This is a genomic window from Nocardia alba NBRC 108234, from assembly GCF_001612665.1.
Classification (GTDB): domain Bacteria; phylum Actinomycetota; class Actinomycetes; order Mycobacteriales; family Mycobacteriaceae; genus Nocardia; species Nocardia alba.
Genome location: NZ_BDAX01000006.1, coordinates 249775 through 266315, shown reverse-complemented (window position 1 = coordinate 266315; position 16541 = coordinate 249775). Strand labels below are relative to the sequence as shown.

14 protein-coding genes are annotated in these 16541 nt (G+C 68.2%); 10 read left to right on the top strand and 4 right to left on the bottom strand.

Going from position 1 to position 16541, the window contains the following annotated elements:
- From NA12_RS09435 to NA12_RS33580, 3 genes are all read left to right on the top strand, one after another.
- Positions 1-1158, top strand: a 1158-nt coding sequence (locus NA12_RS09435) for a citrate synthase (protein WP_067448460.1), incomplete at its 5' end; no start/stop codon positions are given.
- Positions 1159-1221: 63 nt separating this feature from the next.
- Complete coding sequence (locus NA12_RS09430; protein WP_067448400.1) at positions 1222-1581, top strand: FKBP-type peptidyl-prolyl cis-trans isomerase; 360 nt, start codon at positions 1222-1224, stop codon at positions 1579-1581.
- Between the two features lie 223 nt (positions 1582-1804).
- On the top strand, positions 1805-2431 hold the full coding sequence (locus NA12_RS33580) for a DUF8020 domain-containing protein (protein WP_067448398.1): 627 nt from the start codon (positions 1805-1807) through the stop codon (positions 2429-2431).
- An 87-nt stretch (positions 2432-2518) separates the two neighbouring features.
- On the opposite strand, the gene NA12_RS09420 is transcribed toward NA12_RS33580, so the two are convergent.
- Entirely contained in the window at positions 2519-3676 is a 1158-nt protein-coding gene (locus NA12_RS09420; RefSeq protein ID WP_067448396.1) for a YhgE/Pip domain-containing protein, read from the bottom strand.
- A 277-nt stretch (positions 3677-3953) separates the two neighbouring features.
- On the opposite strand from NA12_RS09420, the gene NA12_RS09415 reads away from it, so the two are divergent.
- Positions 3954-4616, top strand: coding sequence for a DUF8020 domain-containing protein (locus NA12_RS09415; protein ID WP_067448394.1), 663 nt, complete (start codon positions 3954-3956; stop codon positions 4614-4616).
- A 97-nt stretch (positions 4617-4713) separates the two neighbouring features.
- Positions 4714-4860: a hypothetical protein gene (locus NA12_RS33575; protein WP_157106384.1), complete on the top strand. Its 147-nt coding sequence runs from the start codon at positions 4714-4716 to the stop codon at positions 4858-4860.
- A 55-nt stretch (positions 4861-4915) separates the two neighbouring features.
- On the opposite strand, the gene NA12_RS09410 is transcribed toward NA12_RS33575, so the two are convergent.
- The 3 genes from NA12_RS09410 to NA12_RS09400 all read right to left on the bottom strand — a co-directional run bounded on the left by NA12_RS09410 (position 4916) and on the right by NA12_RS09400 (position 9252).
- Positions 4916-6226, bottom strand: a complete 1311-nt coding sequence (locus NA12_RS09410) for a sensor histidine kinase (protein ID WP_067448458.1) — start codon at positions 6224-6226, stop codon at positions 4916-4918.
- 56 nt (positions 6227-6282) lie between these two features.
- Positions 6283-6978, bottom strand: coding sequence for a response regulator transcription factor (locus NA12_RS09405; protein WP_067448392.1), 696 nt, complete (start codon positions 6976-6978; stop codon positions 6283-6285).
- A 234-nt stretch (positions 6979-7212) separates the two neighbouring features.
- Complete coding sequence (locus NA12_RS09400) at positions 7213-9252, bottom strand: AMP-binding protein (protein ID WP_067448390.1); 2040 nt, start codon at positions 9250-9252, stop codon at positions 7213-7215.
- A gap of 319 nt (positions 9253-9571) precedes the next feature.
- On the opposite strand from NA12_RS09400, the gene NA12_RS09395 reads away from it, so the two are divergent.
- The 5 genes from NA12_RS09395 (at position 9572) to NA12_RS09375 (ending at position 16452) form a co-directional block, all read left to right on the top strand.
- Positions 9572-13423, top strand: a complete 3852-nt coding sequence (locus tag NA12_RS09395) for a HAMP domain-containing sensor histidine kinase (protein WP_084472567.1) — start codon at positions 9572-9574, stop codon at positions 13421-13423.
- Positions 13420-13833, top strand: a complete 414-nt coding sequence (locus NA12_RS09390) for a roadblock/LC7 domain-containing protein (protein ID WP_011207200.1) — start codon at positions 13420-13422, stop codon at positions 13831-13833. The genes NA12_RS09395 and NA12_RS09390 overlap by 4 nt, the downstream gene beginning before the upstream one ends.
- A gap of 7 nt (positions 13834-13840) precedes the next feature.
- A complete protein-coding gene (locus NA12_RS09385; RefSeq protein WP_056818578.1) occupies positions 13841-14215 on the top strand; it encodes a DUF742 domain-containing protein in 375 nt (124 codons plus the stop codon).
- On the top strand, positions 14196-14798 hold the full coding sequence (locus tag NA12_RS09380; RefSeq protein WP_174551063.1) for a GTP-binding protein: 603 nt from the start codon (positions 14196-14198) through the stop codon (positions 14796-14798). Before NA12_RS09385 ends, NA12_RS09380 begins: the two co-directional genes overlap by 20 nt.
- Before the next feature lie 142 nt (positions 14799-14940).
- On the top strand, positions 14941-16452 hold the full coding sequence (locus tag NA12_RS09375; RefSeq protein WP_067448454.1) for an acetyl-coenzyme A carboxylase carboxyl transferase subunits beta/alpha: 1512 nt from the start codon (positions 14941-14943) through the stop codon (positions 16450-16452).
- The last annotated feature ends 89 nt before the right edge of the window (positions 16453-16541 follow it).

Sequence of the window (16541 nt, the reverse complement as noted above, 5' to 3'; positions counted from 1 at the left end):
GACCCCGGTTTCATGAACACCGCGTCGACCAAGTCGGCCATCACCTACATCGACGGTGAAGCGGGCATCCTGCGCTACCGCGGTTACCCGATCGACCAGCTGGCGGGCCGCTCGACCTTCATCGAGGTCAGCTACCTGCTCATCTACGGCGAGCTGCCGACCCAGGCCCAGCTCGACGACTTCACCGATCGCATCCGTCGCCACACGCTGCTGCACGAGGACCTGAAGCGGTTCTTCGACGGCTTCCCGCGCAACGCGCACCCCATGCCGGTGCTGTCGTCCGCGGTGAACGCGCTGTCGGCGTACTACCAGGACTCGCTGGACCCGCGCGACCCCGAGCAGGTCGAGCTGTCCACCATCCGCCTGCTGGCCAAGCTGCCCACCATCGCGGCCTACTCGTACAAGAAGTCGGTCGGTCAGCCGTTCCTCTACCCCGACAACTCGCTGTCGCTGGTCGAGAACTTCCTGCGGATGACCTTCGGTTTCCCGGCCGAGCCCTACGAGGTCGACCCCGAGGTCGCCGCCGCGCTCGACATGCTGCTGATCCTGCACGCCGACCACGAGCAGAACTGTTCCACCTCCACCGTGCGCCTCGTCGGCTCCTCCGACGCCAACCTGTTCACCTCGGTGTCCGGCGGCATCAACGCGCTCTGGGGCCCGCTGCACGGCGGCGCCAACCAGGCCGTGCTCGAGATGCTCGACGAGATCAAGGCCAACGGCGGCGACGTCAAGGAATTCATCCGCAAGGTCAAGAACAAGGAAGACGGCGTGAAGCTCATGGGCTTCGGACACCGCGTCTACCGCAACTACGACCCGCGCGCGACGCTGGTCAAGCAGGCCGCCGACAAGATCCTGTCGAAGATCGGCGGCGACGACCAGCTGCTCGACATCGCCAAGCAGCTCGAAGAGGCCGCCCTCACCGACGACTACTTCGTGTCGCGTCGCCTGTACCCGAACGTCGACTTCTACACCGGCGTCATCTACCGGGCCATGGGCTTCCCGACCCGGATGTTCACCGTGCTGTTCGCGATGGGCCGGCTGCCGGGCTGGATCGCGCACTGGCGTGAGATGCACTCCGAGCCGCTGAAGATCGGCCGTCCGCGCCAGATCTACACCGGCTACGGCGAACGCGACTATCGTGCGATCGACAACCGCTAGTTTCGATCCGCGGTTGTCGGAAACTCTGTTCCGAACAGCACTCTATCGAAGGGGATAGCCCGCATGACCAAGCCGGAGATCGATTTCCAGGAGGGCCCCGCGCCCACCGAACTCGTCATCACCGACCTCATCAACGGCGAAGGCAAGGAAGCGGTGGCCGGTGGCACCGTCGAGGTGCACTACGTCGGCGTCGAGTTCGACAACGGTGAGCAGTTCGACTCCTCCTGGGATCGCGGCGAGTCGATCACCTTCCCGCTGCGCGGCCTGATCCAGGGCTGGCAGGACGGCATCCCGGGCATGAAGGTCGGCGGCCGTCGTCAGCTGGTGATCCCGCCGGAGCTGGCTTACGGCCGGGCCGGTTCGGGCCATGCCCTCTCGGGCAAGACCCTGGTCTTCGTGATCGACCTGCTCAACGCGAACTGATCTGACAGCTTTCGGCCCGTGCCTCCCCCAGGGAAGCACGGGCCGAAGCTGTTTCAGGGGTAGGTCTCGCGCCCCCCGAGCCGCGGAGTAATGTGCCCCGCGTATGACGGAGCCCGACGGCTCCCGTGTGATTCGTTTCCACTGCGTTGTCCATGACAGTGACTTGTTTCGATTCGCCCGGGGTCGGGTTTCTTCGGGGGTTTCGGGAGGGAGATTCTCGATCATGTTCCAACACAAGGTTGTTCGCCGTGCGCTGGCGGTGGTACTACCCATCGCCGTGGCGGTGAGCGTGGCCGGGGTCGCGTCCGCCGAGGTCGACAAGCAGACGCAATACGCGGCGGGATTGTCGAGTGCGGGAGAGGGTTTCCGCACCACGGTCGCGCGGGACCTGCGCACCGTCTCGGCCTCGGTGGACGAGGGCCGGTTCCTGCTCGCACCCGATCGCGGCCGGGTCGTCGTCGAGTCGGCGACCGGCGATCCGATCGGGGAGATCCCCACCTCGTTCACCACCGTCAAGGGCAGCGTGATCGCCCTGACCACCGAGATCGCGCCCGACGGGCGAAGCATGAAGGTGACCCCGCGACCCACCGCGGCGGCGACCGACGAGCTGAAGAACATCTCGACCACGCCCACCGCGCAGTTCCCCGACCCGGTCCAGAACGCCGCCGCCATCGGCGCGGGCATCGGCGCGCTGGTCGCCGCCGTCATGTGTGTCCCGATGATCACCGTGGTGATCCTCTACGCGGGGTGCGTCGGCCTGGTGGGTCTGCCGAACGCGCTGATCGGCGCGTTGATCGGCGCCGTGGTCGGCGTGGCCGCGCCGCACGTGATCCCGCAGGTTCTGCCCTGATCCTGAAACACCCTGCGGCCCGGTCGGAATCGACCGGGCCGCGCTGTATCAGTGAGTGAGCCCGGTGGGCTCGATCTCGCAGTGGGGTTACTCGTGGATGACCTCGACGGGGTCGGTCAGGGCCAGAGCGAGGGCGGATTGCTGGGACTGGCCGCGTGGGGGAAGGGCGTCGAGGGCTTTGCCGGTCTGGGTGTTGAGGTTGCCGACGATGTTCTGCAGAGCGCCGACGCCACCGGTGAGTTGCTCGATGGCCGAGACGAGTTGGGCGCCGCCCTGTTCGGCGAGGGTGGGCAGGCCCTTGGCGAGTTCGGCGCCCTGGGTGAGTTGCACGCGCGCGCTGTCGAGGCGGGCCACCACGGTGCGCAGCAGGGTGCCGAGGTCGGTGTTGGGATCGACTGCGGCGCCGGTCAATTCACTCAGGCCCGCGAGCTGGGTGCCCGCCTGGGTCGAGACCGCGCGCAGCGCCTCGAGTTTGGCGATGATGTCGGCGAGTTGCGGGTCGCTCGCGAAGGGCAGGGCACGCAGCAGCGGCAGGATCTGGTCGAGGCCGGAGCCCGTGGCCTTCGCGCCGGCTTGCACTCCGGCGATGGTGACGCCGGTGGCGCCGAGGGCATCGGCCAGCTGGGTGGCCTGCTTCGTCGCTCCGTCGACGGTCTGGTTCAGCAGTTCGATCGCCGACGTGAGCTGGCCCGCGCCCTCTTTCGCGAAGTTCAGGAAGCCGAGCATCTGTTCGGCGCCGCCACTGAACTGGCTCGCGCCGTCGGCGGCGGCGTTCACACCCGCGCTGAGCAGCTGGGCGGTGAACTGGACCGAGGTCATCTGGTTGCGTGCCTGCGAGACCGCGGCCAGCGCCGCGTCGACGCCGGACGCGCCGATTCGGTGTGTCACCACGTCGACGGCGCCGTTCACCGTGTTCGTGTCAGCGCCGTCGTGGGTGGAGACAGTGACCTTGGCGCGCTTGGGTTCCGGGGTGGCGAGGGTGGCCATCGACGCGGTGAGGTCGGCGGGCAGGGTGATCACGGCGGCGTAGTCGCCCGCGTCGATCTCGCCGGGCTTGGCGACAGTCCAGTCGTAGCCGCCCGCGTCCTGCACCGCCTTGGCCACGCGCGCGCCGGTCGGCCCGGAATCAGCGTTGACGAGCGCGATCCCGGTCGGCGCGGCGTCCTTCCCCGAACAGGCGACAGCGCCGCCCGCCAGCGCGAGGGCGGTGGCGAGACAGAGCAGACGAGCGCGTTTGTCGATCACGTCGGTGACGGTATCCCCGAGTTCGGTGCCGAATATGGGAGATGTCTGAGAGTTCGTTGAGGGAAGGATCGGTGGGGGGTAGCTGTCGGTATGCCGGTCGGGCGTGGCGTGAGATCGCCGATCGATAGCTACCTGATCAAACTATGCTATGTGTCACAACACATTCCACTACCTTTGGTGATCAGGTACAACTCTCGAGTCAATCGACATCTACATTTGTTCGATTCGTCCGGGGGGTTCGGGGATTCTTCGGAAGCATCGGGAGGGAGCACCGAACATGTTCACCCACACCATCACTCGCATCGGTCGCCGCGCCGTTTTCGCCGCGCTGCCGCTGGCCGTCGCCGCCTCGCTCGTCACCACGGGCACCGCGGTCGCCGACGTCACCGTCGAGCGTCAGGGCGAGATCGCGACCGCGCTCGGTAGCGAAGGCGTCTCCGACGGCGTCGGCTACAAGACCACCGTCTCGCCGGACCTGCGTACGATCTCCGCGACCGTCGACAACGGCCGCTTCGTGCTCTCGGCCGACTCCACCAACGTCGCCGTCATCTCCGCCACCGGCGCCAAGATCAGCGAGCTTCCGCTGACGCTGGCCACCACCGACGGCAACAACGTCGCGCTGGCCTCGGTCGTCTCCGAGGACGGCCGCACGCTGCAGATCGCCCCGCAGCTGTCCGCCGCCACCACCGGCGAGCTGAAGAACATCGCCACCAACCCGGACGCGGCCAACCACGACCCCGTCCAGAACGGTGCGGCAGCCGGCGCCACCATCGGCTTCCTGACCGCGGCGATCCTGTGCATCCCCGCCCTGGCCGCGTTCATCGTGGGCTACTTCTTCTGCGCGCTCACCTCGGGCCTGACCTACGCGCTCACCGGCGCGGTGCTCGGCGCGGTCATCGGCCTGGTCATCCCCGAATCGATCCCGCAGGTTCTCAGCTGATTTCCGGTTCAGTCGCTGGGCGTTAACTGTGCGGTATTCTCGCGAGTGTCTTCACCCCGTGCCGATCAGGCGCGGAACTCACGAGAGTGGAGGTTCGATGTCCGACACCGACGATGTCAAAGCCAAGGCCAAGGCCGAGGGCGCGAAGATCGAGGCGGAAGCGAAGAAGGCAGCGGCCAACGTGAAGGAAGCTGCCGAGCGCGCGGCGGGCAGAGTGAAGGACGCTTTCAAGAGCGACAAGTAGGTAGCGAGTTCAGCCCCGTACCCATGAACACCATGGGTACGGGGCTTACGTGTTTCTACCGAGCAGGTCGCGCGGGCAGGTCGATGACCAAGCGGGCGCCCCCGAGCGGACTGTCCTCGAAGTACGTCAGCCCGCCGTGCAACTGGGCCTGCTGGGCGACCAGCGCGAGGCCGAGGCCCGAACCGCCCCTGGTGGCGTTGGCGCCACGGGCGAACCGCGCGAAGACCGCCGCGCGCTCGTCGGGCGCGACGCCGGTGCCGTTGTCGTCGACGGCGATGACGATCCGGCCGTGCGCGCTGCGATGCGCCGACACGACCGCGGCGGTGGCGCCGCCGTGCTTCACCGAATTGGTGAGCGCGTTGTCGACGGCCAAACGCAGACCGGCGGGCAGACCACGGGTCACCAACTCGGCGTCGGTGTCGATGCGCACCGACAGTCCGGGATTGTGTCGCATGGCGTCGTGAGCGGCTTGGTCGCAGAGGTCGGCGACATCGGTGGGGACGTGGTCGGCCTCGGCGGTCAGGTCACCACGGGCCAGCCGTTCCAGCGCGGACAGCGTGGTCTCCACCCTGGTCTCGTTGCGGGCGAGGTCGTCGAGGATCTCGCGGCGTTGCTCGTCGGTGAGATCGAGGGTGCGCAGGACCTCGAGATCGGTGCGCAGCGCGGTGAGCGGGGTGCGCAGTTCGTGGGCGGAAACGGCGGCGAAATCGCGGGCCGTCTCCAGCGCCGCGGCGGTCTCGGCCTGGGCCTGGTCGACGCGGGCCAGCATGGTGTTCACCGCGTCGGCCAGCTTCACCGCCTCGTCGACCCCGGAGCCGTCGACCGGCCGGTCGTGTTCGCTCGGCTCGCCGCCCGCGCTGCGGGCCGACACCTGCCTGGTCAGCTTCACGATCGGGCCGACAGCGCGGCCGGCGAGCAGCCAGCCGAGCGCCGCCGCGGCCGCCACCGCGATCGCCGCGCCCGCGAGCACCCAGCGTTGCTGGTCGTCGGTGGCCTTGGCGGCCTCGGTGGTCGGAATGGCCAGGGAGACGGTGCGGCCGGCGGGCTGGTTCTCGGTGGTGGTGAGCACCCGATAGGGCTGGTCGTGCAGCTCGACGGTCTGCGAGCCGGGCGGCAGATCCGGCAGCTGGGTCGAGCTCGACGCGGTCACCTGGCCGTCGTCGCGCACGGTGAGCGCCATGGTGTTCTGCAATCCGGTCAGATTGACGAAGCCGGTGGCCAGTACCGGCTCGATCAGCACGATGCGCGAAGCGATTTCCAGTTGTTGGTCGGTCTGGGTGACATTATTGCGTTCGATTGCCTGAAAACCCACGAAAGCGGCGATCGTGACGATGATGACCGCACCGGCCGCAGCCGCTCCCGCCACTCGTGTCCGGAGCGAAAACGATTGTCTGCGACGATGTTTCAGCGGTTGATCGGACATCATTTCGATTCCCGGAGTACGAAACCCACCCCGCGAATCGTATGCAAAATCCTTGGCGTGTCATCTATTTCGAGTTTCCTGCGCAGGTATCCGACGAACACGTCCACCACATTCGTATCGGCTATGAAATCGTAACCCCACACCAATTCCAGCAGTCGCTCACGCGTCAACACCACACCGGCATTCCGGGCGAGCGTCGACAGCAATTCGAATTCCCTTTTGGTGAGCTCGATTTCGCGACCGTGCAGTAGCGCGCGATAACCCGCCACATCCACCAGCAGCGGACCGACAGTGAGCGCGCCGGGGGCTGCGGGCTCCGAAGTATCGGTGCGCCGGCGCAGCAGGGCCTTGATCCTGGCCACCAGTTCGGCCAGCTCGAACGGCTTCACCAGATAGTCGTCGGCGCCCGACTCGAGACCGGCGATCCGATCGTCCACCGAGGCCCTGGCACTGAGCACGCAGATGGGCACGTCGTTGCCCATCGCACGCAGCGCGGTAACGACACCCGCACCATCGAGCACCGGCATGTTCATGTCGAGGACCACCGCGTCGGGCGCCTGCTCGGCGACGGACCGCAGCGCGGCCCCGCCGTCGCGCGCGACCAGCACCCGGAATCCGGACAGCCGCAACCCGCGTTCGACCGAGGTGAGAACGTCCTCGTCGTCGTCGACGACGAGAACCGTAGAGGAAGTCACGTGGTGAGCTTATATTTTTGGCGGCCCGGGGGCCGCGGGGTCTCGGCCTGTCGGCCTCGATCTTCCCTCCCTGCGGGTACTCCTTCGTCGCACCCTTCGGTCAGTCCAGATCGAGGCGGCCGAGACCGCCCCTTCGGGGCGAAGACCTTCGTTGACTGCCTCGGGTAGGCGCAGGGCCGTGGAGGTGTCCTCGCGGGTGAGGGGCGTGGTCGCGCCTCGGTGACTTCGGTCGGGTCAGGGGGTGGGGGAGACCGGGTCGCTGTCGGGGTTGGGGGAGGGGGTGTTGTTGCCCAGTGGGGGGTTGGCGAGGATGCGGTCGGCCAGGGCGGTCAGGACGTGGGGGTCCTCGATGGTGGGGGGCGTTTCCACGTGTTCACCGGCGGTGAGCTGGCGGATCGTCTTGCGCAGGATCTTGCCGGAACGGGTCTTGGGCAGGCCGGTGACGATGATCGAGTCGTGCAGGGTGGCGATCGCGCCGATCTGGGCGCGTACGCGCTCGTCGAGTTCGGTGCGCAACTGCCGCTGGTCGATCTCGACGCCCTGCTTGAGCACCACATACGCCAGCGGCAGGCTGCCCTTGAGCTCGTCGGGCATGCCGATCACCGCGCATTCGGCGACGGCCTCGTGCCCGGCGATGGCGGCCTCGATGCTGCCCGCCGACAGCCGGTGTCCGGCGATGTTGATCACGTCGTCGCTGCGGCCGAGGACGTAGAGGTAGCCGTCCTCGTCGAAGTAGCCGGAGTCGCCGGTGACGTAGTGGCCGGGGAAAGCCGACAGATACGAGCGGATGAAGCGGTCCCGGTCGCGCCACAACCCGGTCAGGCAGCCGGGGGGCAGCGGCAGACCGATGACGATATTGCCCTCGGTTCCGGTGGGGACCGCGTTGCCGTTGGCATCGAGCACGCGCAACCGGTAGCCGGGCACCGGCACACTCGTCGAACCGGACTTCACGGGCAGTTCCTGCACGCCGAGCGGGTCGGCGCAGATCGGCCAGCCGGTCTCGGTCTGCCACCAGTGATCGACCACGGGGGTGTCGGGATGGTCGGCCAGCAGGGTGTTGCTCGCCCAGTCGAAGGTGGCCGGATCGAGCCGCTCGCCCGCGCAGAACAGCGCGCGCAGCCGGGACAGGTCGTGGCGGTGGGCCGCGGTGGCGTCGGGGTCGGCGCGGCGGATCGCGCGCAACGCGGTCGGCGCGGTGAACAGCACCCGCACGTCGTGCTCGTCGACGATCCGCCAGAACGCGCCCGCGTCGGGGGTGCCGACCGGTTTGCCCTCGTAGAGCACCGTCGTCGCGCCGACCAGCAGGGGCGCGTAGACGATGTAGGAGTGGCCGACGACCCAGCCCACATCGGAGGCGGCCCAGAACACCTGACCGGGGCCGACATCGTAGATATTGCGCATCGACCAGGTCAGCGCCACCGCGTGACCGCCGTTGTCGCGCACCACGCCCTTCGGCTTACCGGTGGTGCCGGAGGTGTAGAGGATGTACAGCGGATCGGTGGCGGCCACCGAGACCGGATCGGCGGGCGCCACACCCTCGACGCAGACATCCCAATCGACCCACCGGGCGGCGACGGTCTGCTCCGAGGCCGGCAGCACGTCGGTCGCGGGCAGGGCGGTGGGGAACTCGATCGTCGTGAACTCCGGCCGCTGCTTCACGAGCACCGTGCGCACCGACGCGGTCTCGGCGAGATCGAGCGCCGCCAGCACGATCGGCGGGTAGTCGACGCGGCGATTGGGTTCCAGTCCGCCCGAGGCGGTGACGATCAGGACCGGCTCCGCGTCGTCGATGCGGGCGGCCAACTCGGGCGCGGCGAACCCGCCGAACACCACCGAGTGGACCGCGCCGATGCGGGCGCAGGCCAGCATCGCGATCACCGCTTCGGGGATCATCGGCAGATAGATCACCACCCGATCACCGGCCACCACACCGAGATCGCGCATGGCTCCCGCGAACTCGGCCACCTTGTCGAGCAATTCGGCGTAGGTGAAAACCGTGGTGGTGTTTGTCATAGCGGAGACATATATGAGGGCGGATTGATCGGCGTGTCCACCCTGGTCGACGGTGCCCGCCCGGACGTGGCGGTCGAGGGCGTTCACACACGTATTGAGACGGGCATCCGGGAACCAACGGGCCGACCGTTTATCGGCGGCATCGACGATCTGCTGCGGTTCGACATCCCACTCGATGCCCTGAGCTGCGGCGGACCAGAAGTCGGCTGGGTCGACCAGGCTGGTCTGATAGACCGGCCGGTACTCGTGTTCGGTGTCCAACCCCGTGACTCCCTAGCCTCGCTTCGATGCCCGCTCGATAGATCCAGATGATTGTGGCAGACTTCACGCGACACCCGAGGGGGTGCCGCGACCTTTGGTTTTGCCTACAACAGGCTGGTCATCGAGCGGACCTCTACCGGGAGTCAGCCAAGAAGTTATTGATCCGTTAGAATCCGATGTCACTTATTCGGGCAGTCGTAGACGCAATTTCTCGGCCAGCCGTAGTTCTCGGCCAGCAGCCACTGGCGAGCCACCATCGCGCCTGTGGAGGTTCGCATCAGGCGTACGGTACGAGGCCAGTTTGGAAAGTGAGTGGGAGATGCGTGACGCCGCTAGGTCCGGCAGTAAACGCTGGGCGCTCGGCAACTGGGACCTGCGTTGGAAGGTTACGGCTGTGCTCGCCGTGCCACTCGCGGTCGCGGTCGGGCTCGGCGTGTCGAGAATTACCTCCGAGTTCTCGGAGGCCAACCGGCTCTCCAGTATCAACGAGCAGGTAGACACGATTCCGACCGTCACCGCGCTGAGTGCATCAACAGCGAAGGTGTCGGGCAGTCAGATGGTGCCTGCCGGTCCCGGGGTCACCCTGGTCACCGACAAGGACCTCACCGATCTCGACGCCGCGATCGCCGCGGCGGAGTCGTCCATCGGGCGACTGACCGATCTGCCCGCCGCGCACGGTGCGCTCGAGCGGATGATCAAACAGGCCAAGAATGTGCGCGCGCAGGGCAAGGCGCTGTCGTCGTCGGCCGACCCGGTGCTCGCCTCGGTCGAGCAGATGACCCGGGACAGCGTCAGCATCGTGGAAAGCACGATCGCTCAGGTGAGCGATCCGGTGATGGACACCGCCAAGCTGCGCCTGGTCGACTCACTCAATACGCGTTCGGTGCTCGTCGACGAGCTCGCCGGTATCTCCCAGATGCTGCGCGGTATCGACACGGGCGCCCAGAACTACCTCACCGGTGTCGCGACCGAGAGCCATCTGCTCGACGTGCTCTCCAACCGCTTCCCCGACGGCGACCGGGTGATCGCCGACCTCAAGGCACAGGCCGATGTCCGGCAGAACCTGGTCAGCGGTCCCGAGGTCGCGGCGGGCAAGCTCCCCGTCGGCGACATGCGCACCTCGCTCTACACCAGCCTTCAGGCCTACGAAGGCGTCGTGAACGAGGCCACCAGGGCCATCGAGGTCTCGATGGACGAGCTCACCAGCGCGGCCGCCACCGGCGCCTGGACCTACACCGCGGTCGTCATCGCGACGATCCTGGCCGCGCTGCTGCTCGCCGTGTTCGTCGCCCGCTCGATGATCGTGCCGCTGCACCGCCTGCGCCTTGCCGCGCTGCGCGTCGCCGAGTCCGATCTGCCGCACGAGGTCGCCCAGCTCCGCAACGGCGCCGCGCCCGAGGACGTGCCGCTCGAGCCGATGCCGGTGCGCTCCGACGAGGAGATCGGCCAGCTGGCCCGCGCTGTCGACGACATTCACGGTCAGGCGCTGCGCTTGGCCAGCGACCAGGCGCAGATGCGTTCGCAGGTCAACGACATGTTCGAGACGTTGGCCCGCCGCTCCAAGTCGCTCGTCGACCATCAGCTCACCCTCATCGAGGCGATGGAGTACGACGAGAAGGACCCGCGCCTGCTCGAGAACCTCTTCCGGCTCGACCACCTCGCCGCGCGTATGCGCCGCAACGGTGACAACCTGCTGATTCTCGCCGGCACCAAGCAGCGCCGCACCAAGTCGGCCCCGGTCGAGATCGCCGACGTGCTGCGTGCCGCGATCTCCGAGGTCGAGGACTACGAGCGGGTCAAGCTCGGCGCCACGCCGCGTGGCTCGCTGGTCGAACCGGCCGCCTCCGATATGGCGCACCTGTTCGCCGAGTTGCTCGACAACGCGCTGCGGGCCTCCCCGCCGGAGACCGACGTCAAGTTCACCTTCGCCCAGGCGCACGACCAGGGTCTGCTGATCGAGGTCGCCGACCGCGGCATCGGTATGCCGCCCACGGAGATGTCGGAGATCAACCACCGGCTCGAGCAGACCGCCGAGCCCGGTCCCGACACCGCCCGGCACATGGGTCTGTTCGTGGTCGGCCGGCTGGCCGAGCGCCACGGGCTCACCGTGCGTCTGCGTCCGACCTTCGATACCGCGCGTGATCCCGGCGTCACCGTCACCGTGCACGTGCCGGTCGGCTTGATCGTCGCCGGTGCGGGCGGCCCCGTGGTGCCGCCGCAACAGGCGCCGCAGCAGAACGTGCCCGCGGCCCAGCAGCAGCGACCCGCCCCGCAGCAGCAGCCGAGCACCATGCAGACCCGTGCGATCACCCGTACGCCGGGCGGCAACATGATGGTCACGGTGGATCCGGGAACGAGCGGGCCCCCGGCGGGTGCCGGTGGTGGCTTGCCGCAGCGTCAGCCGGGCAACTCGATGGCTTCGGGCGCGGCCCAGGACGCGAAAGAGCAGTCGTCGCCGTCGCTGCGTCCGCCCACACCGGGACAGGGGAACGTGCCGCAGCGCGGCAAGCTCGCCGCGGCGAACCTGCCCAAGCGCAACCTGGCACCGGGTGGGCCGCCGCGTCCGCCCGCCGGGCCGGGTCAGCAGGGGCCGGGTGAGCAGAAGCTCGGCGGACCCCCGCAGGCCGGTGGTGGGTTGCCGCAGCGTCAGCCGGGTGCCAACGGTGCGCCGTCGCGTGACTCCGCGCAGCCGCCGCGTGATTCGGCGCCGCCTCAGCGTGATTCGGCGCAGACGACGCAGCGGGGCAGCACCCCGGGTGGTCTGCCGCAGCGTTCGCCGGGCGCCAACGGCGCACCGCAGCGCGACCCTTCGGTCGGTCTGCCGCAGCGCGATCCGGCACAGCGACCGCCCCAGCGCGAGCAGACCGGTGGTCTGCCCCAGCGTGACCCGGCAACGGGTCTGCCGCAGCGTGATCCGTCGTCCGGTCTCCCGCAGCGTGAGCCGACCGGTGGTCTGCCGCAGCGTGACCCGGTGACGGGGCTGCCCCAGCGCGAGGCCGCGACCGCACCGCGCGATCCGGCACAGTCGACCGGGCTACCGCAGCGTGGTCAGACAAGCGCCGCACCGCAGCGTGATTCCGAGCCCGTGCAGCGTGATCCGTCGACCGGTCTCCCACAGCGCGGTAACGCCGCCGGCGGTCTGCCGCAGCGCGATCCCGCGCCGCGCCTGCCGCATCGGGATCAGTCCGGCGGTCTGCCGAGGCTCGATCAGCCGGGTGCCCTCCCACAGCGGGAGCCGACGGGTGGTTTGCCGCAGCGTGACTCGTCGTCCGGTCTCCCGCAGCGGGAGCCGACGGGTGGTCTGCCGCAGCGTGATCCGGCCAACGGTCTCCCACAGCGGGAGCCGACCGGTGGTTTGCCGCAGCGTGACTCGTCGTCCGGTCTCCCGCAGCGGGAACCGACGGGTGGTCTCCCGCAGCGGGATCCGGCCAACGGCCTCCCGCAGCGTGCCCAGCCAACCCGCCCGGCCAATGGCCTGCCGCAGCGCGCAACCCCTGCGCCGCAGCAGGATTCGACCGACAACGGGCTACCCCAGCGCGCTCCGGCCGCCGGTCAACCGCAGCGGGAAGCGCCCAACGGCCTGCCCCAACGTGCGGCTGCGCCGAATGGGCTGCCCCAGCGCGAGCCCGGCGCTAGTGTTGTACCGCAGGCGAACGCCGGGCCGGGAGTAGCTCTGCCCCAACGGGATCGGGACCCTGCGGGGCCGGATAACGCTGCGTCGGCAGGGCGTGATCCGGGTCGGCACAGCTTCCGGTCCAATCCGGTCAAGGCTGCGTCGTTCTTCCAGACCAGGTTGCAGCCGGCACCCGAAGGTGATTCCGTGATGGGCGGAACGCCGATCTTCGCCGAGATGATGTCGTCGTGGCTCACGGACGAGAATTCCGATCGGAATCAGATGGCCGCGTCCTTCGATTCACCCGGTGACGATGGCTGGGAGGCTGCTCGCGCGGCGAGCGAGGCCCAGTCCGAGGTCCGCACCGCCGCCGGCTTGCCTCAACGCAGTCCGGGCGGAAGGCTTGTGCCGGGTGGTGTGAGCGGCACCGCCGATCGCACTCCGCAGCAACGCGATCCCGCCACTATCCGGAACAGCCTGAGTCGTCACCAACAGGGTGTCCGGGATGGCCGTGCAATGAAGGCAATGAACCTAACCGGAGATAAAGGAGACCGATGAACCCCGATCTAGGTGGTACGAACCGTCAGCTGGATTGGCTGGTTTCGAACTTCGCCAACGAGGTTCCTGGCGTAGCCCATGCCGTCCTGGTCTCGGCTGACGGACTGTTGATGGCCGCGAGCGCTCAGCTCCCGGTCGACCGCGCAGAACAGCTCTCCGCTGTGACCGCCGGTCTGGCGAGTCTTTCCGTCGGCGTGTCGAATCTGTTCGAAGGCGGTACGGTACTCCAGTCCGTCGTCGAGATGGAGCACGGATATCTGTTGCTCATGGCAGTCGGCGACGGCTCCTACCTAGCTGTACTGACCAACACCTCGTGTGACATCGGTCAGGTCGGCTACGAAATGGCACTTCTGGTCGAGCGCGTTGGCCAGACGGTCCAGGCCACGCCGCGCGTCACGATGGGTTCCTGATGGTGGGATGGACATAGACGATCACCGCATGGGGAGCGCCGAGCCCAGCCTCGTCCGCCCGTACTCGTTGACTGCCGGCCGCACCAGGCCGGCGGTCGAGTTGGCGCTGGAGGCACTCGTCGCATCGCATCCGGTCGCCATGGAGCGGCAGTACGAACTGAACAACCTCGAAACGTCCATCGTGGAGTTGTGCAGGCAATCGCCGTCCGTTGCCGAGATAGCTGCCCAGCTGTACATCCCGATCGGGGTGGCACGGGTGCTCGTAGCCGATCTGATCGAGGCCGGCCACGTCCGGGTTTCGGCAACATTGAAAGACGATTCCAGCGACGATGAACGTCGCGAGCTGATCGAAAGGGTTCTCAGTGGACTCCGGCGTATTTGATTCGACGGCGCAGGTCGATACCCGCACGGCCAAGCCGACTTCGGCGAAGATTGTGGTCGCCGGTGGCTTCGGTGTGGGTAAGACCACGATGGTCGGCGCGGTGTCGGAGATCGTTCCGCTGCGCACCGAGGCGTTGGTGACCAACGCCAGTACCGGAATCGACAACCTGACCGGTATTCCGCAGAAGTCGACCACCACGGTGGCGATGGACTTCGGCCGTATCAGCCTCGCCGACGATCTGGTCCTGTACCTGTTCGGTACGCCGGGCCAGTATCGGTTCTGGTTCATGTGGGACGACCTGATCCGCGGCGCCATCGGCGCCGTGGTGTTGGTCGACACCCGCAGGCTCGAAGACAGCTTCGCCGCTGTCGACTACTTCGAGGCCCGCGGACTGCCGTTCCTGGTGGCGCTCAACGAGTTCGACGATGCGCCGAAGTACCCGCTCGAGGACATCCGCCAGGCCCTCGCGGTTCCCGCCGATGTGCCGATCATGTCGATCGACGCGCGTCGCCGCGAACCGGCCAAGCAGGCCCTGGTCGCCTTGACCGAGTACGCGCTGCGCAAGGTCATGCAGGGCTACTGAGCCGGGTTTCACACCGATGAACGGGGCTGCCGCGATGAAGGCCGCAGCCCCGCTCTTCGTCGTGGCTCGGCCACCTCGGTAACCTCCGCTCGGATTCTCCGATGCTCCGCGCGCCGGGCCCCGCTACGCTCATCGCGTGCGGATGTCGGCGGATGACTTACTCGGCCAGTTGCTCGACGCGGGCTCTTTCGTGAGCTGGGACCGGGCGCCGATCGAGCCCGAGTTGTCGCCGAGTTACCGCCGGGATCTGATCGCGGCGGCCGATCGGGCGGGGACCGACGAGTCGGTGCTGACGGGCGAGGGGCTGCTGCGTGGGCGGCGAGTCGCCGTGATCGCCTGCGAGTTCGCGTTCCTGGCCGGGTCTATCGGGGTGGCCGCGGCCGAGCGGATCGTGCGTGCCGTCGAGCGCGCGACCGAACTCGGGCTGCCGCTGATCGCCTCGCCGACCTCCGGTGGTACCCGGATGCAGGAGGGGACAGTCGCTTTCGTGCAGATGGTGAAGATCGCGGGTGCGGTGGCCGTGCACAAGTCGGCGGGCCATCCGTATCTGGTGTATCTGCGCGATCCGACGATGGGCGGGGTGTTCGCCTCGTGGGGGTCGTTGGGGCACATCACCTTCGCCGAGCCCGGCGCCCTCATCGGCTTTCTCGGTCCGCGCGTGTACGAAGCGCTGTACGGCAGGCAGTTTCCGCCCGGCGTGCAGACCGCGGAGAACCTCTATCGCAACGGTGTGATCGACGGTGTGGTGACGGTGGAGATCTTTCGGCGCATCGCGCATCGGGCGATGAGCGTCGCCGCGGGCGCCGTCGTCGCGGTGACGACCGAGCCGGGTTGGGCGGCCCCGGTTCTCAGTCCGTCGACAGCGGCGAATCCGACTGTCGGCGCGTGGGATTCGGTGCTCAGTTCGCGCAGGCCGGGTCGACCCGGCATTCGGGACCTGCTCCGCCACGCGACACAACGGGTTCCGCTCAGCGGTACCGGTCGCGGTGAATCCGATCGCACCGTCCTGCTCGCCCTCGCCCGCTTCGCCGGTCAGCCGTGCGTCGTCTTCGGACACGATCGTCGCGGTCAGGAGGGTGAGCACACGATGGGCCCGGCTGCCCTGCGTGAGGCCCGCCGCGCGATGGTGCTGGCGCGGGAGTTGCGGCTGCCGCTGGTGCTCGTCATCGACACCGTCGGGGCCGCGTTGTCCAAGGAAGCCGAGGAACGGGGGCTCGCGCCTGAAATCGCCCGCTGCCTGGCCGATCTCGTCACCCTCGACACCCCGACCGTGTCCGTGCTGCTCGGCCAGGGCACCGGCGGTGGCGCGCTCGCGCTGTTGCCCGCCGACCGGGTCCTCGCCGCCAGGCGCGGCTGGCTGGCCCCGTTGCCGCCGGAAGGGGCGAGTGCCATCGTCTTCCGTGATACCGCGCACGCCCCGGAACTGGCTGCGGCGCAAGGCATCAGATCGGCCGATCTGCTGGAGCACGGCGTGGTGGACGGCATCGTCGAGGAGTACCCCGATGCCGCCGACGAGCCGGTCGCCTTCGCCCGGCGCACGGTTCTCGCGATCGCGGACGAGCTGGCGTCGCTGCGCGCCCACGAGCCCGCCGAACTACGAACGCTGCGACAGGCCCGATACCGGCGAATCGGACTGGTCGGTACCGCCTCCTGAATCGTGGGCGATCCCCGGACCAGCGCCCCGGTTCTCGATACGGGGAAACACGCGATGCGCCGTCGTTGACGCCACACCCATCCACTTCT